The 24,863-nt window shown below is 68.5% G+C and carries 26 protein-coding genes; 20 read left to right on the top strand and 6 right to left on the bottom strand.

The genetic code is table 11. The features are described 5' to 3' along the window. Positions 1-2 precede the first annotated feature (2 nt). From mdcC to HWX14_RS05050, 8 genes are all read left to right on the top strand, one after another. Entirely contained in the window at positions 3-317 is a 315-nt protein-coding gene (mdcC, locus tag HWX14_RS05085; RefSeq protein WP_006485317.1) for a malonate decarboxylase acyl carrier protein, read from the top strand. Continuing rightward, on the top strand, positions 314-1,255 hold the full coding sequence (locus HWX14_RS05080; protein WP_175881801.1) for a biotin-independent malonate decarboxylase subunit beta: 942 nt from the start codon (positions 314-316) through the stop codon (positions 1,253-1,255). The genes mdcC and HWX14_RS05080 overlap by 4 nt, the downstream gene beginning before the upstream one ends. Continuing rightward, on the top strand, positions 1,242-1,949 hold the full coding sequence (gene mdcE, locus HWX14_RS05075) for a biotin-independent malonate decarboxylase subunit gamma (protein ID WP_175881800.1): 708 nt from the start codon (positions 1,242-1,244) through the stop codon (positions 1,947-1,949). Before HWX14_RS05080 ends, mdcE begins: the two co-directional genes overlap by 14 nt. Next, entirely contained in the window at positions 1,936-2,604 is a 669-nt protein-coding gene (mdcG, locus tag HWX14_RS05070) for a malonate decarboxylase holo-[acyl-carrier-protein] synthase (protein WP_175881799.1), read from the top strand. Before mdcE ends, mdcG begins: the two co-directional genes overlap by 14 nt. Next, on the top strand, positions 2,601-3,467 hold the full coding sequence (mdcB, locus tag HWX14_RS05065; protein ID WP_175881798.1) for a triphosphoribosyl-dephospho-CoA synthase MdcB: 867 nt from the start codon (positions 2,601-2,603) through the stop codon (positions 3,465-3,467). The genes mdcG and mdcB overlap by 4 nt, the downstream gene beginning before the upstream one ends. Continuing rightward, positions 3,464-4,396, top strand: a complete 933-nt coding sequence (mdcH, locus tag HWX14_RS05060) for a malonate decarboxylase subunit epsilon (protein WP_175881797.1) — start codon at positions 3,464-3,466, stop codon at positions 4,394-4,396. The genes mdcB and mdcH overlap by 4 nt, the downstream gene beginning before the upstream one ends. A gap of 117 nt (positions 4,397-4,513) precedes the next feature. Then, a complete protein-coding gene (locus HWX14_RS05055) occupies positions 4,514-5,035 on the top strand; it encodes a phospholipase D-like domain-containing protein (protein WP_175881796.1) in 522 nt (173 codons plus the stop codon). 124 nt (positions 5,036-5,159) lie between these two features. Beyond that, positions 5,160-5,807, top strand: coding sequence for a phosphoribosyltransferase (locus tag HWX14_RS05050; protein ID WP_175881795.1), 648 nt, complete (start codon positions 5,160-5,162; stop codon positions 5,805-5,807). Between the two features lie 7 nt (positions 5,808-5,814). Here the strand turns inward: HWX14_RS05050 and HWX14_RS05045 are convergent, their stop codons facing one another. Further along, entirely contained in the window at positions 5,815-7,032 is a 1,218-nt protein-coding gene (locus HWX14_RS05045) for a polyhydroxyalkanoate depolymerase (RefSeq protein ID WP_175881794.1), read from the bottom strand. Between the two features lie 172 nt (positions 7,033-7,204). Here HWX14_RS05045 and HWX14_RS05040 point away from each other — a divergent pair, with 172 nt between their 5' ends. Next, complete coding sequence (locus HWX14_RS05040; protein ID WP_175881793.1) at positions 7,205-7,834, top strand: glutathione S-transferase; 630 nt, start codon at positions 7,205-7,207, stop codon at positions 7,832-7,834. 220 nt (positions 7,835-8,054) lie between these two features. After that, positions 8,055-8,252: a hypothetical protein gene (locus HWX14_RS05035; protein ID WP_050015242.1), complete on the top strand. Its 198-nt coding sequence runs from the start codon at positions 8,055-8,057 to the stop codon at positions 8,250-8,252. Between the two features lie 109 nt (positions 8,253-8,361). Here HWX14_RS05035 and proP read toward each other — a convergent pair whose 3' ends face one another. Further along, positions 8,362-9,852 (bottom strand): glycine betaine/L-proline transporter ProP, encoded by a 1,491-nt coding sequence (gene proP, locus HWX14_RS05030; RefSeq protein ID WP_175881792.1) that lies wholly within the window; start codon positions 9,850-9,852, stop codon positions 8,362-8,364. A gap of 539 nt (positions 9,853-10,391) precedes the next feature. On the opposite strand from proP, the gene HWX14_RS05025 reads away from it, so the two are divergent. Then, positions 10,392-10,724 (top strand): YnfA family protein, encoded by a 333-nt coding sequence (locus HWX14_RS05025; protein WP_011545077.1) that lies wholly within the window; start codon positions 10,392-10,394, stop codon positions 10,722-10,724. Between the two features lie 27 nt (positions 10,725-10,751). Here HWX14_RS05025 and dnaQ read toward each other — a convergent pair whose 3' ends face one another. Genes dnaQ through HWX14_RS05010 form a run of 3 tightly spaced genes read right to left on the bottom strand, consistent with a single transcriptional unit; the run spans position 10,752 to position 12,779 of the window. Continuing rightward, positions 10,752-11,486, bottom strand: a complete 735-nt coding sequence (gene dnaQ, locus HWX14_RS05020) for a DNA polymerase III subunit epsilon (protein WP_175881791.1) — start codon at positions 11,484-11,486, stop codon at positions 10,752-10,754. Between the two features lie 40 nt (positions 11,487-11,526). Beyond that, the gene (gene rnhA, locus HWX14_RS05015) at positions 11,527-11,970 is read right to left on the bottom strand and encodes a ribonuclease HI (RefSeq protein ID WP_050015189.1); all 444 of its coding nucleotides are present in this window, start codon (positions 11,968-11,970) and stop codon (positions 11,527-11,529) included. Then, positions 11,967-12,779: a class I SAM-dependent methyltransferase gene (locus HWX14_RS05010; protein ID WP_208456174.1), complete on the bottom strand. Its 813-nt coding sequence runs from the start codon at positions 12,777-12,779 to the stop codon at positions 11,967-11,969. The genes rnhA and HWX14_RS05010 overlap by 4 nt, the downstream gene beginning before the upstream one ends. Before the next feature lie 18 nt (positions 12,780-12,797). On the opposite strand from HWX14_RS05010, the gene gloB reads away from it, so the two are divergent. The 8 genes from gloB (at position 12,798) to HWX14_RS04970 (ending at position 23,288) form a co-directional block, all read left to right on the top strand. Continuing rightward, complete coding sequence (gene gloB / locus HWX14_RS05005; RefSeq protein WP_175881790.1) at positions 12,798-13,604, top strand: hydroxyacylglutathione hydrolase; 807 nt, start codon at positions 12,798-12,800, stop codon at positions 13,602-13,604. A gap of 151 nt (positions 13,605-13,755) precedes the next feature. Then, positions 13,756-15,333 (top strand): transglycosylase SLT domain-containing protein, encoded by a 1,578-nt coding sequence (locus HWX14_RS05000; protein WP_175881789.1) that lies wholly within the window; start codon positions 13,756-13,758, stop codon positions 15,331-15,333. A gap of 157 nt (positions 15,334-15,490) precedes the next feature. Beyond that, positions 15,491-16,708, top strand: coding sequence for an MFS transporter (locus tag HWX14_RS04995; protein WP_175881788.1), 1,218 nt, complete (start codon positions 15,491-15,493; stop codon positions 16,706-16,708). 365 nt (positions 16,709-17,073) lie between these two features. Beyond that, positions 17,074-18,219, top strand: coding sequence for a glutamine-hydrolyzing carbamoyl-phosphate synthase small subunit (gene carA / locus HWX14_RS04990; RefSeq protein ID WP_175881787.1), 1,146 nt, complete (start codon positions 17,074-17,076; stop codon positions 18,217-18,219). 37 nt (positions 18,220-18,256) lie between these two features. After that, positions 18,257-18,916, top strand: coding sequence for a leucine efflux protein LeuE (gene leuE, locus HWX14_RS04985; protein ID WP_175881786.1), 660 nt, complete (start codon positions 18,257-18,259; stop codon positions 18,914-18,916). Between the two features lie 49 nt (positions 18,917-18,965). After that, entirely contained in the window at positions 18,966-22,220 is a 3,255-nt protein-coding gene (gene carB / locus HWX14_RS04980; protein ID WP_175881785.1) for a carbamoyl-phosphate synthase large subunit, read from the top strand. Positions 22,221-22,338: 118 nt separating this feature from the next. After that, the gene (greA, locus tag HWX14_RS04975) at positions 22,339-22,815 is read left to right on the top strand and encodes a transcription elongation factor GreA (RefSeq protein WP_027784079.1); all 477 of its coding nucleotides are present in this window, start codon (positions 22,339-22,341) and stop codon (positions 22,813-22,815) included. Positions 22,816-22,829: 14 nt separating this feature from the next. Further along, the gene (locus HWX14_RS04970) at positions 22,830-23,288 is read left to right on the top strand and encodes a DUF4149 domain-containing protein (RefSeq protein ID WP_175882350.1); all 459 of its coding nucleotides are present in this window, start codon (positions 22,830-22,832) and stop codon (positions 23,286-23,288) included. Positions 23,289-23,357: 69 nt separating this feature from the next. Here the strand turns inward: HWX14_RS04970 and HWX14_RS04965 are convergent, their stop codons facing one another. Beyond that, positions 23,358-23,885 carry a YhbY family RNA-binding protein gene (locus tag HWX14_RS04965; RefSeq protein WP_126360703.1) on the bottom strand — a complete coding sequence of 176 codons (528 nt, stop codon included), beginning with the start codon at positions 23,883-23,885 and terminating at the stop codon, positions 23,358-23,360. A gap of 193 nt (positions 23,886-24,078) precedes the next feature. Here HWX14_RS04965 and HWX14_RS04960 point away from each other — a divergent pair, with 193 nt between their 5' ends. Beyond that, the gene (locus tag HWX14_RS04960) at positions 24,079-24,741 is read left to right on the top strand and encodes an RlmE family RNA methyltransferase (RefSeq protein WP_050015207.1); all 663 of its coding nucleotides are present in this window, start codon (positions 24,079-24,081) and stop codon (positions 24,739-24,741) included. Positions 24,742-24,863: the final 122 nt, after the last annotated feature.

Raw genomic sequence — 24,863 nt, 5'->3', positions numbered from 1 at the left:
GCATGGAACAGTTGAACTATCGCTTCACCGCGCGCGAACGCGCGAAGGGCGAGCAGGCCGCGGCGCTCGTCGGCGTGGTCGCGTCCGGCAATCTCGAGGTGCTCGTCGAGCGCGTGCTGCCGGGCAACGAATGCGAGATCGACATCCGCACCGCGGCCGTCGGTTTCGGCGCGGTGTGGCAGGCGGTCGTGTCGGATTTCGTCGAACGGCGCACGCCGGGCGGCCTGAAGCTGTCGATCAACGACGGCGGCGCGCGGCCCGACATGGTGTCGCTGCGGCTCGCGCAAGCCGTGCGCGCGATCGAGGGGGACGCATGATGAGCGATATTCGTCACATCCATGACGCCCCCGCGTTCGTCGCGAACGCGGCGAGCTGGTACGAAGCATCGGCGCGGCAGCGCATCGACGGGCTGCTCGACGCGGGCAGCTTCACGGAATTCCTCGGGCCGGCCGAACGCGTGACGAGCCCGCACCTGCCGCTGTTCGCGCTGCCGCAGCAGTTCGACGACGGGATGGTGGTCGGCCACGGCCGGCTCGACGGCCAGCCGGTGTTCGTCGCCGCACAGGAGGGCCGCTTCATGGGCGGTGCGTTCGGCGAGGTGCACGGCGCGAAGCTCACGGGGCTGCTGCGCGCCGCGCGCGACGTCGGCAAGCCGGTGCTGATCCTGTTCGATACGGGCGGCGTGCGGCTGCAGGAAGCGAACGCGGGCGAGCTCGCGATCGCGGAGATCATGCGCGCGCTGGTCGAAGCGCGTGCGGCCGGCGTGCCGGTGATCGGGCTGATCGGCGGGCGCGCGGGCTGCTACGGCGGCGGCGGGTTGCTGGCCGCGTGCTGTTCGGCGCTCGCGGTGTCGGAGCAGGGGCGCATCAGCGTGTCGGGCCCCGAAGTGATCGAGACCAATCGCGGCGTCGAGGAATTCGACTCGAAGGATCGCGCGCTGATCTGGCGCACGATGGGCGGCAAGCACCGGCGGTTGATCGGCGGCGCCGATCGTTACGTGGCCGATACGCCGGCCGCGTTCCGCGCGGCGGCCCTCGACCTGATCGGCCGCGCGCCGACGTTCGATGCGGCGATGCTGCGCGAGGAACAGGCGCGTCTCGAAGCGCGGGTCGAACGGTTCGGCGGCTGCAAGGATGCGCTCGACGTGTGGCGTGCGCTCGGCGCGGACAAGCCGGAAGCGATTCCCGGTATGCCCGACGATGAATTCGCCAAGCTCGCCGACCAGTTACAGGAGCCGCAGCATGACGCTCGATGAAGTACTGACCTCGCTGTTCCCCAAAGGCCATTCGATTGCGCGCAATGGCGGCCTGCTGACGGGCCACGCGGAACTGGCCCGCACGCGCGTCGACGTGATCGGCGTGACCGAGCGCTTGCCGTTCGGCATCGACGAGGCGCTGACGCTCGCAGCGCACGTGCTCGACACGATCGCGCGCGGCGGCGACACGCCGATCGTCGCGCTGGTCGACAGCGACAGCCAGCGGATGAGCAAGCGCGACGAATTGCTCGGCCTGAACGAAGGGCTGTCGCATCTCGCGAAGTGCCTGATGCATGCGGATCTCGCCGGACACCGGACGATCGGCGTGCTGTACGGCCACACGGCCGCCGGCGCGTTCATCGCGACCGCGCTCGCGACGCGCACGCTGCTTGCGGTGCCGGGTGCGGACCCCGAGGTGATGGACCTGCCGTCGATGTCGCGCGTGACCAAGCTGCCGATCGACGTGCTGAAGGAGATGGCGCGTTCGACACCGGTGTTCGCGCCGGGGCTCGACAACCTCGTGAAGATGGGCGCCGTCGACGCCGTGCTCGATCCGTCGCGCGCGCTCGACGCGCAGGTCGGCGAATGGCTCGGCAAGACGGCCGAGCGCGTCGACCGGCGCGCGGCGCGCGGCCGGCCGGTCGCGACCGACGTCGCCGCCCGCGTCGAGGCACTCGCGCGTGCCGCACGCTGAGCTGCCGCTGCGCCGCCACACGCTCGTCACGCTGACGGCGGCCGGGTGGGGCGCGGCCTTCGCGCGCGACCCCGCGCTCGCGGGCGATCCGCTCGTGCGCGCTTGGCCCGAACGCGGCCGGCCGCTGATCGTGCGTCGCGCGTCACCGGATGAAGCCGATGCCGGCCGCGTGCCGCTCGGCCTGCCGCTGCCGCCGTCGGCGGGCAAGCGGCGCATCGCGCTGAACGTGGCCGCCGACGCGCTCGCGACGGTCGGCCCGCTGCCGGCATTGGCGGACGTACTCGCCGCCGCGCCTGCGGCATGGCATGCGTCGTTGCGCGAGCTCGATGCGCTCGGCGCGCGCTGCGGCGTGCAGGGCGGCGTGTTCGGCAGCCTCGCCTGGCAGGCGCTGACGGGCGAGCCTTACCTGAGCGCATCGTCCGATCTCGACATCGTGTTTCCGCTGCCGGACGCCGCGTCGCTCGCGCCGCTGCTCGACGGTCTCGCGGCGATCGACGCGCGCGCGCCGATGCGTATCGACGGCGAACTGCTGCGCGATGACGGCGCGGGCGTCAACTGGCGCGAACTGCACGCGCGGTTGCCCGAAGTCGCGGTGAAGACCGCGATGGCCGTCGAATTGATGCGCGCCGACGCATTCACCGGAGGCACGCGATGAACGGTGGGGCTGCCTGCCGCGTCGCGGCGCCGTCCGAGGCCGAGCGCATCGCCGGGCTGGCCGAGCGCAGCCTCGTGCTCGAGATCGACACTTATCCGAAGCCGGGCCTCGTCAGTCACGTCGACACCGGCAGTCACGCGGACATGGATGCGACGACGTTCGCGCGCAGCGCCGCCGTGCTGCGGCCGTACTTCGCGGAACTCGCCGACGCGGGCGCGCGCGACGCCGACATGGCCGTGCTGCGCAAGATCGGCCTGCGTGCCGAGCACGCGATGCTCGCCGCGACCGGCGGCGTCAATACGCATCGCGGCGCGATCTTCGGGCTCGGGCTGCTGTGCGCGGCCGCCGGCCGGCGCGCGATACCGGGCGCCGTGCCGGCCGGGACGACGCTCGGTGCGTTCGTATCGCGCCGCTGGGGCACCGATATCCTTGGCGGTCCGCGTTTGCCGGACAGCCACGGCGAGCGCGCGAGCCGCCGTTACGGTGTCGGCGGCGCGCGTCGCGAGGCGGCCGACGGTTTCCCGACCGTGTACGCGATCGGATTGCCCGCGTTGCGCCGCGCGCAGCGCGACCTGCCGGGCGACCCGGAAGCCGCGCGCGTCGCCGCGTGCTTCGCGCTGATCGCCGTGCTCGACGACACGAATCTGCTGCACCGCGGCGGCCAGGACGGCCTCGATTTCGCCCGCGCGACCGCCCGTGCATTCGTCGCGCGCGGCGGCGTGCGTGCGCCCGACTGGCGGCTGCGCGCGGCGGCCGCGCATCGTGCGTTCGTCGCGCGCCGGCTGAGCCCGGGCGGCGCGGCCGACCTGCTCGCGATGAGCGTGTTCGTCGATGCGCTCGAAGCCGAAGGACGCGCGCGATGACGCTGGCGATCCTGTGCTCGGGGCAAGGCGCGCAGCGCGCGGACATGTTCGACCTGACCGGATCGGCGCCGCAGGCCGACGCACTGTTCGCGCATGCGGGCCGGCTGCTCGGCGACGATCCGCGCACGTGGGTCAGGCAGGCCGGCCCCGACGCGCTGCGTGAAAACCGCGCCGCGCAGATTCTCTGCACGGTCCAGGCGCTCGCGGCGGCCGCGCTGCTCGACGCGGTGTGGCCGCGCCGGCGCTGCGTCGCCGGCTACAGCGTCGGCGAAGTCGGCGCGTGGAGCGTCGCGGGGATGATCGAGCCGCAAGACGCGCTCGACCTGGCCGATGCGCGTGCATGCGCGATGGATGCCGCGAGCGGCGGCGACGAGCGGATGGTGTTCGTGCGCGGCCTGACGCGCGCGCAACTGGCGCAGCTCTGCGACGGTCGCGATGCGGCCATCGCGATCGCGAACCCCGGCGATGCGTTCGTGGTCGCGGGGCGGCACGCCGATGTCGATGCCGTGGCCGACGACGCGGCGCGCGCCGGCGCGTTGCGCGTCGCGCCCGTCTGCGTGCGGATCGCGTCGCACACGCGCCGGCTCGCGGCGGCCGTGCCGGCCTTCCGCACGACGCTGGCCGCGACGCGCGTGCGCCGGCCATTGCCCGGCACACGGCTGTTTTCGGGGATCGACGGCGCGTCGGTGCTCGATGTCGACGCGGGCCTCGACAAGCTCGCGCGGCAGATCGCGGAGCCGGTCGAGTGGGCGAGTTGTCTTGCCGCATGCGTGGAGGCGGGCGCGACCGCGTTTCTCGAACTCGGTCCGGGGCGCGCGCTGGCCGAGATGGCCGGCGGCGCGTATCCCGCGTTGCCGGCGCGCAGCCTCGCGGATTTCCGTTCCGTCGATGGGGTGACGAGCTGGCTCGCACGCGTCGCGGCCGGCTGATCGACGGGTTGAAACCCGGCTTGAAACACAGCGGCCGGGCACCTGTTTCCCACTGTGTGTTGCGCCGGCGCAGCAGCGTCGCAGCCGCCTCTTGTCACGCGAAATGGCGTCGCTACAATGGCGCCCGCCATGAGACCAGCCGCCTTCCTCCTCGCCGCGTTCTGCTGCGCGACGAGCGTCCACGCCAGCCAGATTCCGTCCGACGCCGCATCGGTCGGCACGTATTTTTCGTATGACAACGCGGCGGCCGACGCGACCGTCGATCTGATCGAACAGGCGCAGCGCCGCGTGCTGCTGGCCGGCTATACGCAGGTGCCGCCGGCGGTCGCGAGCGCGCTGCGGGCGGCGCGCTCGCGCGGGATCGAGGTGCGCGTCGTGCTGGTGCGCTCGCCGCGCGCGGGACGGTACAGTGGCGCCGGCTATCTGAAATCCGCCGGTGTCGACGTCGCGATCGATTCGCGGCACGGCGGCCCCGCGTCGCGCTTCGTGATCGTCGACGACAGCGTCGCGCTGACGACGCTGTCCGACGGCGCGGCCGAGCACGCCGACACGGTGAACGTGTTCCGGCGCGCGCCCGAACTCGCGCAATCCTACGCGCAGTCGTTCTGGCGGCTGTACCGGCAGGCGAGCGGCCTCTGACCCTTTCCCGCGGCGCGTCGCGCGCCGGTGTGACCCTGCTTGCATCGGCGCGACCGATGAACCATCCTCGTTGAAAGGCGCCGGCGCGGCTTTCGCGCATCGGCGCAACGGCAGGGAGTCGATCGTGATCGAAAGCAGTTTTGCCGATCGTGCCGATGCCGGTCGCCAACTGGCCGACGCGTTGCGCGAATACGCGGGGCGAACCGATGTCGTCGTGCTCGCGCTGCCGCGCGGCGGCGTGCCTGTCGCGTATCCGGTCGCGCGAGCGCTGCGCGCGCCGCTCGACGTGCTGGTCGTGCGCAAGCTCGGCGTGCCGTTCGACCCGGAGCTCGCGATGGGCGCGATCGCGACGGGCGGCGCGACCCATCTGCAACGCTCGGTGATCCGCGCGATGGACGTATCCGATGCACAACTCGCCGACGTGATCGCGCGCGAGACGGCCGAATTGCATCGTCGCGAGGCGCTGTACCGCGGCGCAGCGCCGCCGCTGGCGGTGGACGGACGCATCGCGATCGTCGTCGACGACGGTGTCGCGACCGGCGCATCGATGCGCGTCGCGCTGCAGGCGCTGCGCGAGCGCCACCCGGCGCGCATCGTCGCGGCGGTGCCGGTCGCGCCGACGGCCACCGCGCATGCGTTCGACGGCCTGGCCGACGCATTCGTCACGGTGTCGCAGCCGGCGCGCTTCTTCGGGATCAGCCAGTTCTACGCGCACTTCGAGCAGACGAGCGACGACGAAGTGCGCGCGTTGCTCGACGCGGCGCGGCCCTGACGCGTCGTCACGTCCGACGGTTCCGGCGCGGGCGCGGTCGGCCGGCTTCCGCCAGCGCGAACACGCGCTGCATCGCCGGATGGACGTTGCCGTGCCAGCGTGGCCCCGTAAACAGCCCGTAGTGATCGCAATCGTCGACGTCGACGCGATGGCGCTCGCCGGCCGAGAGGCTGCTGCACAGGTCGAGCGCCGCATGCGTCTGGCCGGCGCCGGTGACCGTGTCGCGGGCGCCTTCGACGGTCAGCAGCACGACGTCGCGCAGCGCGGCCGGTTCGACGCGCCGGCCGCGCACGCGCCACGCGCCGGTGGCGAGCAGCATGCGCTGGAACACGACGTCGACCGTGTCGAGAAAATAGTCGGCCGGCATGTCGAGCAGCGCCGTGTATTCGCGCAGCGCCCGCCGAGCGTCGGCGAGCCCGGCCATGTCGAAGCGGGAAGCGGCCAGCGCGTAGGTCTCGATCAGCGTCAGGAAGCGTTGCGGATACAGGAGCGCGATCTCGCCCTGTTGCAGATAGGTCGGAAACACGTGGCGGCCATGGCCCGCGAAACCGGGCGGCACGATGTCGATCAGGTGGCGCCGGCACCAGTCGAGCGAATGGGCGGCGGCCGCGGCGCCGAGCGCGCTCGGGTTCAGCCGCGCGTCGAGCGGGCCGCCGATCAGCGTGATGCTCGCGGGCGGCGCGAGGCCGCGCGCGGCCCGCAGCGCGAGAGCGCCGAGCGCCGGCACGGTCGCCTGGCACACGGTGACGACGTGCAGCGGCCGCCCGTCGTGCTGGAGGGCGTCGACGAAGCCGTCGAGCATCGCGACGTACTCGTCGAGCCCGAAACGGCCTGCCGCGAGCGGCACGTCGCGCGCATTGCGCCAGTCGGTCACGCAGACGTCGCCGTCGGCGAGCAGGGTTTCGGCGGTTTCCCGCATCATCACGGCCGCGTGCCCGACGAGCGGCGCGCACAGCAGCACCGTGCGGCGCGCGTCGGCGTGCGCGAAGCGCCGCAAGTCGCAAAACGGCGTGTGCGCGACGACCTGCTCGCCGACGTCGGGCCACGCGACGTCGAAGCCGGGCGGCGCGGCTTGCGGGCCGAGCAGCGGTTCGAACAGGTCGTCGTAGCACGACGACGCGGCATGCGGCAGCGACGCCGCGGGCCATGCGTCGAACGCGTATCGCGTCGCCGCGCGCCATGCGCGCATCCATTCCCGCTGCTGCTCGACGACGGCATACCACATGGCGGACCCTGGGGCGGAAGGAGCGTGAACTTGCATTATGGTCACAGGGGACGGGTAGTGCGAGCCCGATCAGCGGCCGGCGGATGCGTGTCGAGCATACGGGCACACTAGGCGCTGCCGCGCACCGCTGCTACAGTCGTCGATCCCATTCCCTCGAAGCGGAGCGTTCGCGATGAAGCTGATCGGTATGCTGGATTCCCCGTTCGTGCGCCGCGTCGCCATTTCGGCGAAGCTGCTCGACCTGCCGTTCGAACACGAGTCGATCTCGGTGTTTCGTCATATCGACCAGTTCAGGACGGTCAACCCGGCCGTCAAGGCGCCGACGCTCGTGACCGACGGCGGCGCGACGCTGATCGATTCGTCGCTGATCGTCGACTATCTCGACCACCTGGCCGCGCCGGCGCGGCGCCTGCTGCCCGACGCCGTCGATGCGCGGCTGCGCGCGCTGGTGCCGATCGGGTTCGCGCTGGCCGCCGCCGAGAAAACCGTGCAGTTCGTCTACGAGCAGGCGCTGCGGCCGTCGGACAAGCAGCACGAACCGTGGCTCGAACGCGTGCTGAGCCAGCTCGAAGGCGCATACGGCGCACTGGAGCCGCTGGTCGCGGCCACCCACGGCTGGTTCGGCGGCGCGCGGCTGCTGCAGTCGGACGTGACGGTCGCGGTGGCGTGGCGCTTCACGCAGTTCATGGCGGCCGACTACCCGGTGCTGGCGCGGATCGATCCGGCCCGTTATCCGGCGCTCGCCGCGCATTCGGCGCGGGCGGAAGCGCTGCCGGCCTTCGTCGACACGCCGCTCGCCTAGGGCCGGCGCAAGCCCGTCATTGGCGTGAACCGGCCCCCGGCTTCGAAGCGACCCGCCGGGCGCTCGTATACCGATGTCGGGCGCCGCTCGCCCTTGTCCGGCAAGCCGCTGCCGATTGTTCTCGGCGGCTGACAAGTGACTTCGCATTCGCACTGTTTATCCGGCGGCGACCGATCCCTAGAATTCACTCCATCAAATCACGCATTGCCAGATGGAGCCGATGATGAAAGCGCTGATCGAATCGAGCCTGTACCACCCGTCCGTCGTGTTGGCGCTTGCCGGGCTCACGCAGCTGATGGTCGAGCGCGATTTCAATCTCGGCCAGGTCGGGATGATCGTCGCGGCGCGCGGTGCGCAGGCGGCCGTGTCGCGATCGCGCGCGCTGATCTTCTGCCGTCACTGCGAAGCGCACGCATGAAGGCGTTCGCGCCGATGGAATGAAAAAAGCCCGGCCGGCGCAAGCCGGTCGGGCGGATCGGGTTCGATCGGGCCCCGGCTTCGGCCGGGGCTTTTTCATTGGGCGACGCTTACGCGCGGGCGGGAGTCGCGACGCCGTAGATTTCGGATTCGTCGTCGTCCTCGCGCAGCTGACGCGCGAGCTGATGCGCTTCGCGGCGCGTCGCGACGGCCGGCGGCGAGCCCTTCAGCGGCTGGCGCGCGGTTTCGGCGAGCGCGACGACCGACACGATGCCGATCAACGCGGCGCCCATCATGTAGTACGCGGGCATCATCAGGTTGTGCGTCACGTCGACGAGCCACGCGGTCACCAGCGGCGTCGTGCCGCCGAACAGCGACACCGACACGTTGAAGCCGATCGCGAGCGCGCCGTAGCGGATCTCGGTCGGGAACAGCGCGGGCAGCGCCGACGGCATCACGCCGGTGAAGCACGACAGCAGCACGCCGAGGATCAGCAGGCCGCCGAACACCGACGCCGTCGTGCCCGAGTGGATCAGCATCATCGACGGGATCGACAGCACCAGCAGGCCCACGCAGCCGGCGAGCATCACCGGCTTGCGGCCGATCTTGTCCGACAGGCGGCCGGCGTACAGCGTCATCGGCATCATCAGCACCATCACGATCAGCACCAGCACGAGGCTGTGCGATTCGTCGAAGTGCAGCGTCGACGACATGAAGCTCGGCAGGTACGACAGCACCATGTAGTCGGTCACGTTGAAGATCAGCACGAGGCCGACGCACAGCAGCAGCGCACGCCAGTTACGCAGCAGCGTCTCGCGAAAGCGCGCCTTCGGCACGGCCTTGTCCTGCGCTTCGCGTTCTTCGGCCTGACGCTTGAACGCGGGCGTTTCCTCGAGCTTCATCCGGATGTACAGCCCGATCAGGCCGAGCGGGCCGGCGATCAGGAACGGCACGCGCCAGCCCCACGACAGCAGCGCTTCCTGCGACAGCGACGCGGTGAGCAGCGCGACGACGCCCGCGCCCAGCACATAGCCGATCAGCGTGCCGAACTCGAGGAAGCTGCCCATGAAGCCGCGGCGCTTGTCGGTCGAGAACTCGGCGATGAAGGTGGCCGCGCCGCCGTATTCGCCGCCGGTCGAGAAGCCCTGCACGAGGCGGGCGACGAGCAGCAGGATCGGGGCCATGATGCCGATCGACGCATAGCTCGGGATCAGGCCGATCGCGAAGGTGCCGACGGCCATCATGATCATCGTCGCGGCGAGCACGCGCTGGCGGCCGATGCGGTCGCCGAGCGGGCCGAACACCATGCCGCCGAGCGGGCGCACGAGGAACGCGGCCGCGAACGTGCCGAAGGTCGCGAGCAGCTGCGCGGACGGGCTGCTGGACGGGAAGAACACCTTGCCGAGCGTGACGGCGATATAGCTGTAGACGCCGAAGTCGAACCATTCCATCGCATTGCCGATGGCCATCGCGCTGACGGCGCGCTTGAGCAGGCTCTGGTCGACGACGGTGATGTCGTCCGCGGCGAGCGGGGCCTCGCCGGACGGCGAAGCGGGGGAAGAGACAGCGGTCGGGCTGACGTGTGTTGCGGTCAAGGTCATGCACTCCTTTGACAGCGCCGGAACGGGCAGGGCCGTCCGACACGGTTTGCCGGCGAGCGCGGCGTCGTGTGCTGCGCGTCGGGGCAGACCATTAAGCACTTACTGCGCAACGGGCAGCAAAGGGCCGAGGGGCTGCTTCGACGCGGGCCCGATGGGCCGTCGCGACAGTGCGCTCATGAAGAATGGGCCGCGTGAGGCAAGCGGCAGATGCCGGTGCGGACGATGGGTCCGACGTTCCGGCAACGCCCCGGAGGGGCAACGAAACGAGAAAAGCGGGCCTGTCGGGCGGGCTTTCCTGTGGATGCAATTTCGATCGAGGCACCGGCCCGCAGCGCGCGGACGGACTTCGCTCAAAATCGAAAAGACAGAGATTGAATGTTGAAACAGGCGACATGATAGCACGATGACGGACGATCGTGCAAATTGCCCGGAATCGCCCGTCTGGCGGGGCATCCGGCGCGGCCCGCTCGGGTATGATCGGCGGCGCGCGGCGCGGCCATGCCGGCCGCCGCGACGGGGCTGAATTCGCGAGGAACCGGATGACCGAACTGATGAGGATCGCGGCGCTGTTCGCCGCGACTGCGCTGGCCGAAATCGTCGGCTGTTACCTGCCGTGGCTCGTGCTGAAGGCCGGGCGCCCGGCCTGGCTGCTGGTGCCGGCCGCACTGTCGCTCGCGCTGTTCGCGTGGCTGCTGACGCTGCACCCGAGCGCGGCGGGGCGCACGTATGCCGCGTACGGCGGCGTGTACATCGCGGTGGCGCTAATCTGGCTGCGGGTGGTCGACGGCGTCGCGCTGACCCGCTGGGACGTGGCCGGCGCGGTGCTCGCGCTCGGCGGGATGGCCGTCATCGCGCTGCAGCCGCGCGCATGAGCGCGGCCGCGGCGCGGGCCGCGGGTATTACGCGGCTTCGGCGGTATCCGTGTCGGCGGACTGGCGCCACACGCAGGTGCCCTTGACCGACTTGTCGAGCTCGTCGAGCTGAGCCTGGTGCGCGGCCAGCTCGTCGTCGCTCGCGACCACCACGGCCAGATCGAGCGCGGCGAGCGACACGCGCTGGCCGTTCGCCGCACCGCCGCCGGCGCCCGCGTCGTCGAGCATGTCGATCACGAGGCTGTCCTGGCCGCGCGTCATCGCGAGATACACCTCGGCGAGCAGCTCCGAGTCGAGCAGCGCGCCGTGCAGCGTGCGGTGCGCGTTGCTGATGCCGAACCGGTCGCACAGCGCGTCGAGCGAGTTGCGCTTGCCGGGGAACATCTGCTTGGCCTGCACCAGCGTGTCGATCACGCCGCCGCAATGCTCGGTGAACGGCGGCAGGCCGAGCCGCGCGTATTCGGCGTCGAGGAAGCCCAGGTCGAACGGCGCGTTGTGGATGATCAGCTCGGCGTCCTTCACGAAGTCGAGGATCTGGTGGGCGACTTCCGCGAATTTCGGCTTGTCGCTCAGGAATTCGGTCGTGAGGCCGTGCACCGCCAGTGCGCCCGGATCGCTGTCGCGTTCGGGGTTCACGTAGAAGTGCAGGTTGTTGCCGGTGAGCCGCCGGTTCAGCAGCTCGACGCAGCCGATTTCGATGAGGCGGTCGCCCGTGCGGGCGTTCAGGCCGGTGGTTTCGGTATCGAGAATGATCTGGCGCATGTCGGGGAAAACAACAAAAACAGGAGAGGGCGGCCGGCGGTCAGGCGGCCAGCGATTCGACGCCGCGGTTCGCGAGCGCGTCCGCGCGCTCGTTTTCGGGATGGCCCGCGTGGCCCTTGACCCAGCGCCACTCGATCTCGTGCTGCACGACGAGCGCATCGAGCCGCTTCCACAGGTCGGCGTTCTTCACGGGCGTCTTCGCCGCGGTGACCCAGCCTTTCTTCTTCCACCCGTGGATCCACTCGCTGATGCCTTTCTGCACGTATTGCGAGTCGGTATGCACGATCACGCGGCATGGCCGCTTCAGCGCTTCGAGCGCGGCGATCACGCCCATCAGCTCCATGCGGTTGTTGGTCGTGTTCGGCTCGCCGCCGAACAGTTCCTTTTCCTTGTCGCCGTAGCGCAGCAGCGCGCCCCAGCCGCCGGGGCCGGGGTTGCCCTTGCAGGCGCCGTCGGTATAGATGTCGATGGTGTCGATGGTCATGAACGTTCTTGGTGAGTGGTCGGGGAGGCCGCCGGCGTCAGGCCCGGTGCGAGCACGGGCTTCTTCATCTTGATCGGGCCGACGAGGCGCATGCCGCGCACGCGCTTGACGGCCGTCACCATGTAGACGGCGCCGAAGATCGGCCACCAGCGGTCGCCGGCGGCCTCCATGAAGCCGTAGCGGGCCAGCCACTGGTCGGTGGTGAGCGGCGGCCGGTAGCAGCCGAAGCGGCCGCGTTCGAGGTCGAAACCGAGCAGCTTGATCCAGTCCTTGAGCCGGATGAACGCGATCTGGTCGCGCGTGGCCGGCACGAACGGGCGGTTCGCCATGCGCCCGAACGACTGCCGCATGCCCCACAGGCTCAGTGAGTTGAAGCCGGTGATCACGAGCTGGCCTTCCGGCATCAGCACGCGCTCGGCCTCGCGCAGCAGGCGGTGCGGGTCGGACGTGAATTCGAGCGTGTGCGGCATCACGATCAGGTCGACGCTCTGCGATTCGAACGGCAGGTCGAGCAGGTCGCACCAGGTCGTGCTGCGATCGGCGGGCGCATGGCCCGCCGTATGCGCTTCGCGCGCCCACGGATACTGGTACGGCGCGCTCGCGCCGCTCGCCGGGTCGAGCACGAGGCCGCGATACGGCATGCGGTTCTCGCGCAGCGCGTCGAGCTGCGGCAGGCCGAGCTGCAGCGCGTGGAACCCGAAGACGTCGGATACGATCCGGTCGAGCTGCGCCTGCTCCCAGCCCAGCACGTAACGGCCGGGCGGCGAGTCGGTCCAGGCGGGCCAGTCTATAATTTGACGGTCAGACATAACGATGATTGCGCGCCTATGAACGAGCTGGAATACGTGCCGGTTCCGGCATTCGAAGACAACTATATCTGGCTCGTCTCGGACGGCCGCGATGCGATCGCCGTCGACCCGGGTGAAGCCGCGCCCGTACGCCGGGTTCTTGCCGAACGTGGCTGGCGGTTGACCGCTATTTTACTCACGCACCACCACGCCGACCACGTCGGCGGTGTCGAAGCGCTGCGTAATAGCCAACCGGACGATGCGCCGCTCCCGGTTTACGGCCCGGCGGCCGAGGCGATCGGCGTGGTCACCCGGCCGCTTTCAGGCGGCGATCGCGTGACGCTCGACGCGCCGGTCGTCGCATTCGACGTGCTCGACGTGCCGGGCCATACACGCGGCCACATTGCTTACTTTCAGGCGGCCGGGCAGGGCAACGCGGTGCCGCACGTGTTCTGCGGGGACACGCTGTTCTCGTGCGGTTGCGGCCGCCTGTTCGAAGGCACGCCCGCGCAGATGCTCGCATCGCTCGACGCGCTCGCGGCGCTGCCCGGCAGCACGCACGTACATTGCGCACACGAGTACACGCTGTCGAACATCCGCTTCGCGCTCGCGTGCGAGCCGGGCAATGCGGCGCTCGCCGCGTGGCGCGACGACGCGCAGGCGCTGCGTGCGCGCGGCGTGCCGACGCTGCCCACGACGATCGCGCACGAGCGTGCCGTCAACCCGTTCATGCGGGCCGACAGCGCGGCGATTCATGCGACGCTCGAGGCCGAGCTGCACGAAACGGTGACGGATCGTCTGGCGGCGTTCACGCTGATGCGCGAATGGAAAAACCGGTTCCGATGACGTTTTCCGGAGGACTCCAAAGCTCAAGCGGTGTCTGTAAAAATTGCTGCAAATGTAGGATTTCGCTGAGTTTTCGGTGTTTTTATTGACGTGAAGCACGCACTTCCGTAGTATCGCCTGCAATTTCCAGCCGTCGGAAGCAGAGATTTTCATGCGACTTATATTGAGTGCGATGGTGGTGCTGCTACTCGCCGCTTGTGCGAGCCAGCCCCCTGTCGCCAACAACGCCGCCGATCCGCAGGCGACGTCCAACTACCTCCGTAAATCAGCCACCGCCAAAGAAACCGTCGACGTCGACAAGCAATCCGTCGGCGACCTGACCACTGCGGATTCCGATCTCTGGGCGCGCATCCGCCGCGGCTTCCAGATGCCCGACCTGCAGAGCGATCTCGTCGACATGCAGACGACCTGGTATACGCAGCGTCCCGATTACGTGCAGCGCATGACCGAGCGCTCGCAGAAGTACCTGTATCACATCGTCGAGGAGCTCGAGGCGCGTCACATGCCGACCGAGCTCGCGCTGCTGCCGTTCATCGAATCCGCGTACAACCCGCAGGCGCTGTCGGTCGCGAAGGCGGCCGGCATGTGGCAGTTCATGCCCGGCACCGGCCGCACGTACAACCTGAAGCGCAACATGTGGCAGGACGAGCGCCGTGACGTGCTCGCGTCGACGAGCGCCGCGCTCGACTACCTGTCCCGCCTGCACGACATGTTCGGCGACTGGTATCTGGCGCTGGCCGCGTACAACTGGGGCGAAGGCAACGTGCAGCGCGCGATCGCGCGCAACCAGGCGGCCGGCCTGCCGACCGACTACCAGAGCCTGCGGATGCCGAACGAGACGCGCAACTACGTGCCGAAGCTGCAGGCGGTGAAGAACATCATCGCGAGCCCGCAGCAGTACGGCCTCGCGCTGCCGGATATCCCGAACCACCCGTATTTCGTCACGGTCACGACGTCGCGCGACATCGACGTGGCGGTGGCCGCGAAGCTCGCGAACCTGCCGCTCGACGAGTTCCGCTCGCTGAACCCGTCGTTCTCGAAGCCCGTGATCCTCGGCGCGACCGAGCCGCAGATCCTGCTGCCGTTCGACAACGCGTCCGCGTTCGAGAAGAGCCTGAAAGCCTACAGCGGCCAGCTGTCGTCGTGGACCACCTACACGGTCAGCGAGCGTGCGCGCCCGGCCGCGATCGCCGAGAAGATCGGCGTCGACGCCGATACGCTGATGTCGGTCAACAAGATTCCGGCCGGCATGCGCCTGAAGCCGGGCTCGACGATCGTCGTGCCGCGCGGCGATGACGACGACGAGGACATCAGCGCCGACGTCGCCGAGAACGGCGCGCTCGCGATGGAGCCGGACGTCCCCGATACGCGCAAGATGCTGATCCGCGTGCGCCGCAAGCAGTCGATGGCGGCGCTCGCCGGCCGCTACGGCGTGTCGGTCGGTCAGTTGAAGGCGTGGAACCGGACGCACCGCGATCTCGTGATGCCGGGCCAGGCGCTCGTGCTGCACGTGCCGGTCGGCCGTTCGGTGCCGGCGGAACCCGGTCCGGAGCGGATCGCGACGTCGGCCGCCGGTGCGCACATCGAGCGCGCGAGCCTGGCGGTGGGCGGCAAGTCGCACGGCGGCAAGCGCGGCGCCGCCAAGTCGTCGGCCCGGCCGGCGGCGAAAGCCGCTCCCGCGAAAGCCGCGCCGGCCAAGACCGCCGCGCACAAGGGCAAGAAGAAGTAAGCGGCCGTCGCGCGCGGCGTAGCGGCCGGTGAGGCCCGCACGATTGCGCTATCATCCGACGAATTCGGCGAAACGCCGTCACCGAGGTGACGGCGTTTTCTTTTGTGCGCGGCGCTGCGGCGCTGCGTCACGCGTCTTCACATGACAAGGGGAAGCGATGTCGTCGGTGCAGGTGAGGGTGCTCGCGCTGTTTTCGGTCGGGTATTTCGTGTCGTACGTGTTTCGCGGCGTCAATCTGGGCTTCGCGCCGTTCGTCACGCATGAGCTCGGGCTGTCGGCCGCCGATCTCGGCCTGCTCACCAGCCTCTATTTCCTCGGCTTCGCGGGCGCGCAGATTCCGGCCGGCGTGATGCTCGACCACTTCGGCCCGCGTCGCGTGACGGCCGGCATGCTGCTGTTCGCGGCGGCCGGCGCGGCCGTGTTCGGCGCGGCGCACGGCATCGGCACGATGATGATCGGCCGGCTGCTGATCGGCGTCGGCGTCTCGGTGTGTCTCGGCGCGGCGTTCAAGGCGCTCGCGCAGCATTTCCCGGTCGGCCGGCTGCCGCTCGTCAATGGCCTCGTGATGGCCGTGGGCGGCCTCGGCGGCGTGATGGTCGGCTCGCCGCTGACCTGGCTGCTCGGCTGGACGAGCTGGCGCGCGATCTGTTTCGGCCTCGCGGTGCTGACGGTGGCCGTCGCGGCGTCGATCGGCTTCGGCGCGCCCGACGCGCAGCAGGCGCGCCACCAGGGCGGGCTCGTCAGTCAGTTCAAGGGCACGTGGCACATCCTGACGAGCCGCGCGTTCTGGAAGATCGCGTCGTTCTCCGTCGTCACGCAGGGCGTGTTCTACGCGATGCAGTCGTTGTGGGTTGGGCCCTATCTGCGCGATGTCGGCGGATTCGATGCGCCGCATGCCGCGCGCCTCGTGTCGGTGCTCGGCTTCGCGATGATGGCTGGCTGCGTCGGCTTCGGCGCGGCGGCGCGCGTGTTCGAGCGGCGCGGCGTGTCGGTCTATGCGACCTGCGGCATCGGCATGGCGCTGTTCGTCGCGACGCAGTTCGCGATCGTCGCGCGCGTACCGTTGCCGCCGGCCGTGCTGTGGGCGGCGTACGGGATGTTCGGCGGCGTGGGGATCCTGACCTACGCGGTGATGGCTGGCCACTTTCCCGCCCATCTGATCGGCCGCGCGAACACGACGCTCACGCTCGTGATCTTCCTGCTGATCTTTGCGTTCCAGATCGGCGTCGGCGCGGTGCTGTCGCACTGGCCGGCCGTTGACGGCCGCTATCCGGCCGCCGCGCACCTCGCCGCCTGGGGCGTGCTGCTCGCGCTGCAACTTGCGAGCGCGGTCTGGTACGTGTGGCCCGCGCGCGCCGCTGGCCAAGCGCACTGATCCGGCGGTACGCTGGCGGGTAGGGCGGCAGCGGAAACGGGGCCGCAGCACCGCGCGCTGCGCGGCCGGAGGCGGCGCGCGCATGATCGGACGGCCATATCCATTGAAGATAGGGCCATTTTCAGGCTATAATTTGAAAGTTTGTGCTGATCAACCTCGCACCCTAGCGCCTACCTCATTCATCCCGTTCATCCGCCGCACGCCGCCTGCCGGGCGATGCCGCGAAGCCTCGTGCGCCACGCGCCGGGTTCGCGTCTCGACAACGCAGGCCGCGTCCAGCTAGCGACCACGCGCGCCCACGCAGCGCGGCGCTCGCGCGGCAGGGTAAACAGGTCGGCAGCAGGGTGTTCCCCAAGGAGCCTCCCGTGTTGCCGTCTTTTTCTCCCGCCTTGCTTGCACTCGCCGACGGCACGGTCTTTCGTGGTTATTCGATCGGGGCCGAAGGCCATACGATCGGCGAAGTCGTGTTCAATACCGCGATCACCGGCTATCAGGAAATCCTGACTGATCCGAGCTACTCGCGCCAGATCGTCACGCTCACCTATCCGCATATCGGCAACGTCGGCGTCAACGCCGAAGACGTCGAAGCCACGAAAGTCCATGCCGCCGGCCTGATCATCCGCGATCTGCCGACGCTCGCATCGAACTTCCGCATGGACCGCACGCTCGGCGACTACCTGCGCGACGAAGGCGTCGTCGCGATCGCCGGCATCGATACCCGCAAGCTGACCCGCATCCTGCGCGACAAGGGCGCGCAGAGCGGCTGCATCCTGGCGGGTTCCGACGACGAAGCGAAGGCGATCGAGCTCGCGCGCTCGTTCGAGGGCCTCGCCGGCATGGATCTCGCGAAGGTCGTGTCGACCACCAAGCCGTTCGAGTGGAAGCAGACGGAATGGCGTCTCGAAGGCGGCTACGGCATGCAGGAAGCGCCGAAGTACCGCGTCGTCGCGTACGACTTCGGCGTCAAGTACAACATCCTGCGCATGCTCGCGGAGCGCGGCTGCCACGTGACGGTGCTGCCGGCTCAAGCCAGTGCGGAAGATGCGCTCGCGCTGAATCCGGACGGCGTCTTCCTGTCGAACGGCCCGGGCGACCCGGAGCCGTGCGATTACGCGATCGCGGCCACCAAGGCCTTCATCGAGCGCGGCGTGCCGACCTTCGGCATCTGCCTCGGCCACCAGATCATGGGCCTCGCGGTCGGCGCGAAGACGCTGAAGATGAAGACGGGCCACCACGGCGCGAACCATCCGGTGAAGGACCTCGGCGACGGCCGTGTCGTGATCACGTCGCAGAACCACGGCTTCGCGGTCGACGCCGATTCGCTGCCGGCCAACGCGCGCGTGACGCACGTGTCGCTGTTCGACGGCACGCTGCAAGGCTTCGAGCTGACCGACAAGCCGGCGTTCTGCTTCCAGGGCCATCCGGAAGCGTCGCCCGGCCCGCACGACATCGGCTATCTGTTCGACCGTTTCACCGCGCTGATGGACGCGGCGAAGCAGCGCAACGCTTAACGTCATCGACGCAACCGAAGGACGGGAGATTCACATCATGTTCGGCCACGCACTCGGCATCACGGATATCTGGACCTACGTGTTCGGCGTGATCTTCATCATCCTGCTGCCGGGGCCGAACTCGATGTACGTGCTGTCGCTTGCCGCGCAGCGCGGCGTGAAGGCCGGCTATCGCGCGGCCTGCGGCGTGTTCGTCGGCGATACCGTGCTGATGGTGCTGTCGGCCGCGGGCGTCGCGTCGCTGCTGAAGGCGAACCCGCTGCTGTTCTCCGTCGTCAAGTACGGCGGCGCCGCGTACCTGCTGTACATCGGCGCCGGGATGCTGCGCAGCGCGTGGGGCAAGCTGCGCGCGCGCGGCGACGCACCGGTCGAGGTCCCGCAGGCGGTCGACGGCGAGCGTCCGTTCCGGAAAGCGCTGATCGTGAGCCTGCTGAATCCGAAGGCCATCCTGTTCTTCATCTCGTTCTTCATCCAGTTCGTCGACCCGGCATTCCCGCATCCCGCGCTGTCGTTCGTCGTGCTCGGGGCGATCGCGCAATGCGCGAGCTTCCTGTACCTGAGCACGCTGATTTTCGCGGGCGCGCGGCTCGCCGAGCACTTCCGCCGCCGCCGCAAGCTCGCGGCAGGCGCGGCGAGCAGCGTGGGCGGCCTGTTCATCGGTTTCTCGGTGAAGCTGGCGCTCGCGACCCTGAGCTGAGCGCCGCCGGCCGACCCACGACAACGATTACTTATTGAATTCACAAGCCATGCCAAAACGCACAGACATCAAGAGCATCCTCATCATCGGCGCCGGCCCGATCATCATCGGCCAGGCGTGCGAGTTCGACTATTCGGGCGCGCAGGCTTGCAAGGCGTTGCGTGAGGAGGGCTACAAGGTCGTTCTCGTCAACAGCAACCCGGCGACGATCATGACCGACCCGAACACGGCCGACGTGACCTACATCGAGCCGATCACGTGGGAAGTCGTCGCACGCATCATCGAGAAGGAGCGCCCGGACGCGATCCTGCCGACGATGGGCGGCCAGACCGCGCTGAACTGCGCGCTCGACCTGCACCACCACGGCGTGCTCGAGAAGTTCGGCGTCGAGCTGATCGGCGCGTCGCCGGAAGCGATCGACAAGGCGGAAGACCGCCAGAAGTTCAAGGACGCGATGACCAAGATCGGTCTCGGCTCCGCGAAGTCGGGCGTCGCGCACTCGATGGAAGAGGCGACCCAGGTGCACGCCGAGATCATGGCGCTCACCGGCGGCAGCGGCTACCCGGTCGTGATCCGCCCGTCGTTCACGCTCGGCGGCTCGGGCGGCGGCATCGCGTACAACCGCGAAGAGTTCGAGGAGATCTGCAAGCGCGGTCTCGACCTGTCGCCCACGCGCGAGCTGCTGATCGAGGAGTCGCTGCTCGGCTGGAAGGAATACGAGATGGAAGTCGTGCGCGACCGCGCCGACAACTGCATCATCGTCTGCTCGATCGAAAACCTCGACCCGATGGGCGTGCACACCGGCGACTCGATCACGGTCGCGCCCGCGCAGACGCTCACCGACAAGGAATACCAGATCCTGCGTAACGCATCGCTCGCGGTGCTGCGCGAGATCGGCGTCGACACGGGCGGCTCGAACGTGCAGTTCTCGATCAACCCGAAGGACGGCCGCATGGTCGTCATCGAGATGAACCCGCGCGTGTCGCGTTCATCGGCGCTCGCGTCGAAGGCCACCGGCTTCCCGATCGCGAAGGTCGCCGCGAAGCTGGCGGTCGGCTACACGCTCGACGAGCTGAAGAACGAAATCACCGGCGGCCAGACGCCGGCGTCGTTCGAGCCGACGATCGACTACGTCGTCACGAAGATCCCGCGTTTCGCGTTCGAGAAGTTCCGCGAAGCCGATTCGCGCCTGACCACGCAGATGAAGTCGGTCGGCGAAGTGATGGCGATCGGCCGCACGTTCCAGGAGTCGTTCCAGAAGGCGCTGCGCGGCCTCGAAGTCGGTGTCGACGGCCTCGACGAGAAGTCGACCAACCGCGACGAGATCGCGATCGAGATCCACGAGCCGGGTCCGGACCGCATCTGGTACGTCGGCGATGCATTCCGCATCGGCATGACGGCCGAGGAAATCTTCGCGGAAACCGCGATCGACCCGTGGTTCCTCGAGCAGATCGAGCAGATCATCCTGAAGGAAAAGGCGCTGTCGGGCCGCACGCTCGCGTCGCTGACGTTCGACGAGCTGCGCTACCTGAAGCAGAGCGGCTTCTCCGACCGCCGCCTCGCGAAGCTGCTCGGCGCGACGCCGGAAGACGTCCGCAAGCGTCGCGTCGAGCTGAACGTGCGCCCGGTCTACAAGCGCGTCGACACGTGCGCGGCCGAGTTCGCGACGAAAACGGCCTACATGTACTCGACCTACGAGGAAGAGTGCGAGGCGCAGCCGACCACGAACAAGAAGATCATGGTGCTGGGCGGCGGCCCGAACCGGATCGGCCAGGGCATCGAGTTCGACTACTGCTGCGTGCACGCGGCGCTCGCGATGCGCGAGGACGGCTATGAAACGATCATGGTCAACTGCAACCCGGAAACGGTGTCGACCGACTACGACACGTCCGATCGCCTGTACTTCGAGCCGCTGACGCTCGAGGACGTGCTCGAGATCGTCGACAAGGAAAAGCCGGTCGGCGTGATCGTCCAGTACGGCGGCCAGACGCCGCTGAAGCTCGCGCTCGACCTCGAGGCGCACGGCGTGCCGATCGTCGGCACGTCGCCGGACATGATCGACGCGGCCGAAGACCGCGAACGCTTCCAGAAGCTGCTGCAGGATCTCGGCCTGCGCCAGCCGCCGAACCGCACCGCACGCGCCGAAGACGAAGCGCTCGCGCTGGCCGACGAAATCGGCTATCCGCTCGTCGTGCGTCCGTCGTACGTGCTCGGCGGCCGCGCGATGGAAATCGTCCACGAGCCGCGCGACCTCGAGCGCTACATGCGCGAGGCCGTGAAGGTGTCGAACGATTCGCCGGTGCTGCTCGACCGCTTCCTGAACGACGCGATCGAGTGCGACGTCGACTGCATCTGCGACGGCGAAGCCGTGTTCATCGGCGGCGTGATGGAGCACATCGAGCAGGCGGGCGTCCACTCGGGCGACTCGGCATGCTCGCTGCCGCCGTACTCGCTGTCGAAGGAAACCATCGCCGAGCTGAAGCGCCAGACGGGCGCGATGGCGAAGGCGCTGAACGTGGTCGGCCTGATGAACGTGCAGTTCGCGATCCAGCAGGTACCGCAGGCGGACGGTTCGAAGCAGGACGTCATCTACGTGCTCGAAGTGAACCCGCGCGCGTCGCGCACGGTGCCGTACGTGTCGAAGGCGACCAGCCTGCCGCTCGCGAAGATCGCGGCGCGCGCGATGGTCGGCCAGAAGCTCGCGCAGCAGGGCGTGACGAAGGAAGTCGAGCCGCCGTACTTCAGCGTGAAGGAAGCGGTGTTCCCGTTCGTCAAGTTCCCGACCGTCGACCCGGTCCTCGGGCCTGAAATGCGTTCGACCGGCGAAGTGATGGGCGTCGGCCAGACGTTCGGCGAAGCGCTGTTCAAGTCGCAGCTCGCGGCCGGTTCGCGCCTGCCGGAGTCGGGCACGGTGCTGCTGACCGTGATGGATGCGGACAAGCCGAAGGCCGTCGAAGTCGCGCGCATGCTGCACGACCTCGGCTACCCGATCGTCGCGACCAAGGGCACGGCTGCCGCGATCGAAGCGGCCGGCGTGCCGGTGAAGGTCGTGAACAAGGTGAAGGACGGCCGTCCGCACATCGTCGACATGATCAAGAACGGCGAGATCGCGCTCGTGTTCACGACGGTCGACGAGACGCGCCAGGCGATCGCCGATTCGCGTTCGATCCGCATGAGCGCGCAGGCGCACAAGGTCACGTACTACACGACGATGTCGGGCGCGCGCGCGGCAGTTGAAGGCTTGCGCTACCTGAAGGATCTGGAAGTCTATGATTTACAAGGTCTTCACGCTCGCCTAAACTAAGCGGTCAGTTACCTGTCGAAGCAACACGTGCCGCGATTAGGCGGTGTTTCCAGTGCATCGGAAGCGCGCTTAATCGCGGTGATTTTTTTTATAGCCGTTTTTAGCGATTGAGCCGTTTATGAGCACCATTCCGTTGACAAAGCGTGGCGCGGAGCAACTGCGCGATGAATTGCAGCGCCTCAAGTCCGTCGAGCGGCCGGCCGTGATCAACGCGATCGCGGAGGCCCGCGCACAGGGCGATCTGTCCGAAAACGCCGAATACGACGCAGCGAAGGAAAAGCAGGGCTTTATCGAGGGTCGCATCGCGGAACTCGAGTCCAAGCTGTCCGCCGCGCAAATCATCGATCCCACGGTGCTCGACGCCGATGGCCGCGTGGTGTTCGCCGCGACGGTCGAACTCGAGGATCTCGAGTCGGGCGACACCGTCAAGTACCAGATCGTCGGCGACGACGAAGCCGATATCGATCATGGCCTGATCTCGGTCAGCTCGCCGATCGCGCGTGCGCTGATCGGCAAGTCCGAAGGCGACGTCGCGGCCGTGCAGGCACCGAGCGGCGTGCGCGAGTACGAAATCATCTCGGTCAGCTACGTCTGAAACGGGGCGACGTGATGCCGCATCGCGTGTTCCGTCTGCTGTCGGCCGTGTGGGTCGGCAGCCTGCTGACGATCGGGTATGCGGTCGCGCCCGTATTGTTCAAGACGCTGGGGCGGATGGCGGCCGGTTCGGTCGCCGCCCAGCTGTTCCGCATCGAGGCGATCCTCGGCATCGTGTGCGGCGTGCTGCTGCTCGCGTTGTCGAACCAGCAGGTGCGGCGCGGCGGCAACGAATATCGCCGCGTGCGCTGGATCGTCGCCGCGATGGTCGTGTGCGTGCTGGTCGGGTATTTCGCGCTGCAGCCGTTCATGAACGCGCTGCGGGTGGCCGCGATGGATGCGGGCACCGATATCGCGAATTCGCCGTATGCGAGCCGTTTCGGGATGCTGCACGGCGTCTCGAGCGTGTTCTATCTCGTCGAGAGCGTGCTGGGGCTGATGCTGATCTGGCGTCTGCCGGCGCGCGACGCCTGAGCGCGCCGTCGCTGCGCGTGGCGCAACGACGGGGCACGACGGCACGGGGATCCGTGCCGCGCACGCGTTTTACTTGTCCTGGAACGGCCGCTTGGTACTGGCCTGGCGCTTTTTCGCGCGCTTCACGGTACCGCCCGCCGTCACGCGTTCGTTGCCGCGCACCGTCACCTTGACCGGCTTCGGACGGCGCACGGGGCTCGCGTTCGGCGACACCTTGACGACCTTGACGGTGCGCGGCGCGCGGCCCTTGCGATCGTCGACGGCTTCGGCCGCGCTCGGCAGCGCACCGGCACGACGGCCGCGGGTCGGGGCCGCCACCGCGGCTTCGGGCTTCCAGATCACCAGCAGCTTGCCGATGTGCTGGATCGGCGCCGCGTTCAGGCGGTCGCAGATCTCGTCGTAGATCGCGATGCGCGCGTCGCGTTCGTCGCCGAACACGCGGATCTTGATCAATTGGTGCGCGTCGAGGTGCACCTTGATTTCCTTCAGCACGGCGTCGGTCAGCCCTTCGGCGCCGATCAGCACGACGGGCTTGAGCGCATGGGCCTGGGAGCGCAGCGCGGAGCGCTCGGCGGGAGAAAGCGAAAGGGCGGGCATGGAAATGTCGAAATCTAAATAAGGGCGCGCTGACTGAAAAGCGATCGCGGAACGTTACCGCGTCAGCCGTGCGCCGAAACCACGTAAAATCGCGGCTTGGGCCTGAAAAGGGGCCGCAGCCGCGCGAAGAAGACGCGTATTATCCGCTAAAAGCGCGGCTTCACGAAGCAATTGGCAGCAATCTCTCTCTCGAATGGCAAAAAACCGCTTCAACCAGCACTGGCTGCACGACCACATCAACGACCCGTACGTCAAAATGGCGCAGCGGGAGGGCTATCGCGCGCGCGCCGCGTACAAGCTGAAGGAAATCGACGAGCAGGACAAGCTGATCCGTCCGGGCCAGGTGATCGTCGATCTCGGCGCCACGCCGGGCAGCTGGAGCCAGTATGCCCGCAACAAGCTCGCGCAGGGCAGGAAGCGCGACGCGGAGCGCGAAGGCGGCATCGACGGCACGATCGTTGCGCTCGACATCCTGCCGATGGAGCCGATCGCCGACGTCCACTTCCTGCAGGGCGACTTCCGCGAGGACGATGTGCTCCACCAGCTCGAAGAAGTGCTCGAAGGCCGCGCGGTGGACCTTGTTATTTCCGACATGGCCCCCAACCTCTCCGGCGTGGCCTCGGCGGACGCGGCGCGCATCGAGCATCTCTGCGATCTGGCGCTCGAATTCGCGCAGAACCATCTGAAGCCGGACGGTGCGCTGCTCGTGAAGTGCTTTCACGGCAGCGGCTACAGCCAGATCGTCGAGAAGTTCAAACAGCAGTTTAAGGTTGTCGCGCCGCGCAAGCCCAAGGCATCCCGCGACAAATCGTCCGAAACGTTCATTTTGGGTCGGCAGCTGAAGCATCCGCGCTGATGCGGAGTGCGGTGCCGCAAACGGGCTCCGGCCCTTGCCAGACAAGCGAAGCGCTATCGCGGCGGTTGTCAATGCTTATGGCGAGGGTGGTCGGACTGGATTAGAATGACCGAGGGGCGCCG

Source organism: Burkholderia sp. BCC0044 (assembly GCF_902832955.1).
Taxonomy (GTDB): Bacteria; Pseudomonadota; Gammaproteobacteria; order Burkholderiales; family Burkholderiaceae; genus Burkholderia.
This window is presented reverse-complemented; position numbering and strand designations above follow the sequence as displayed.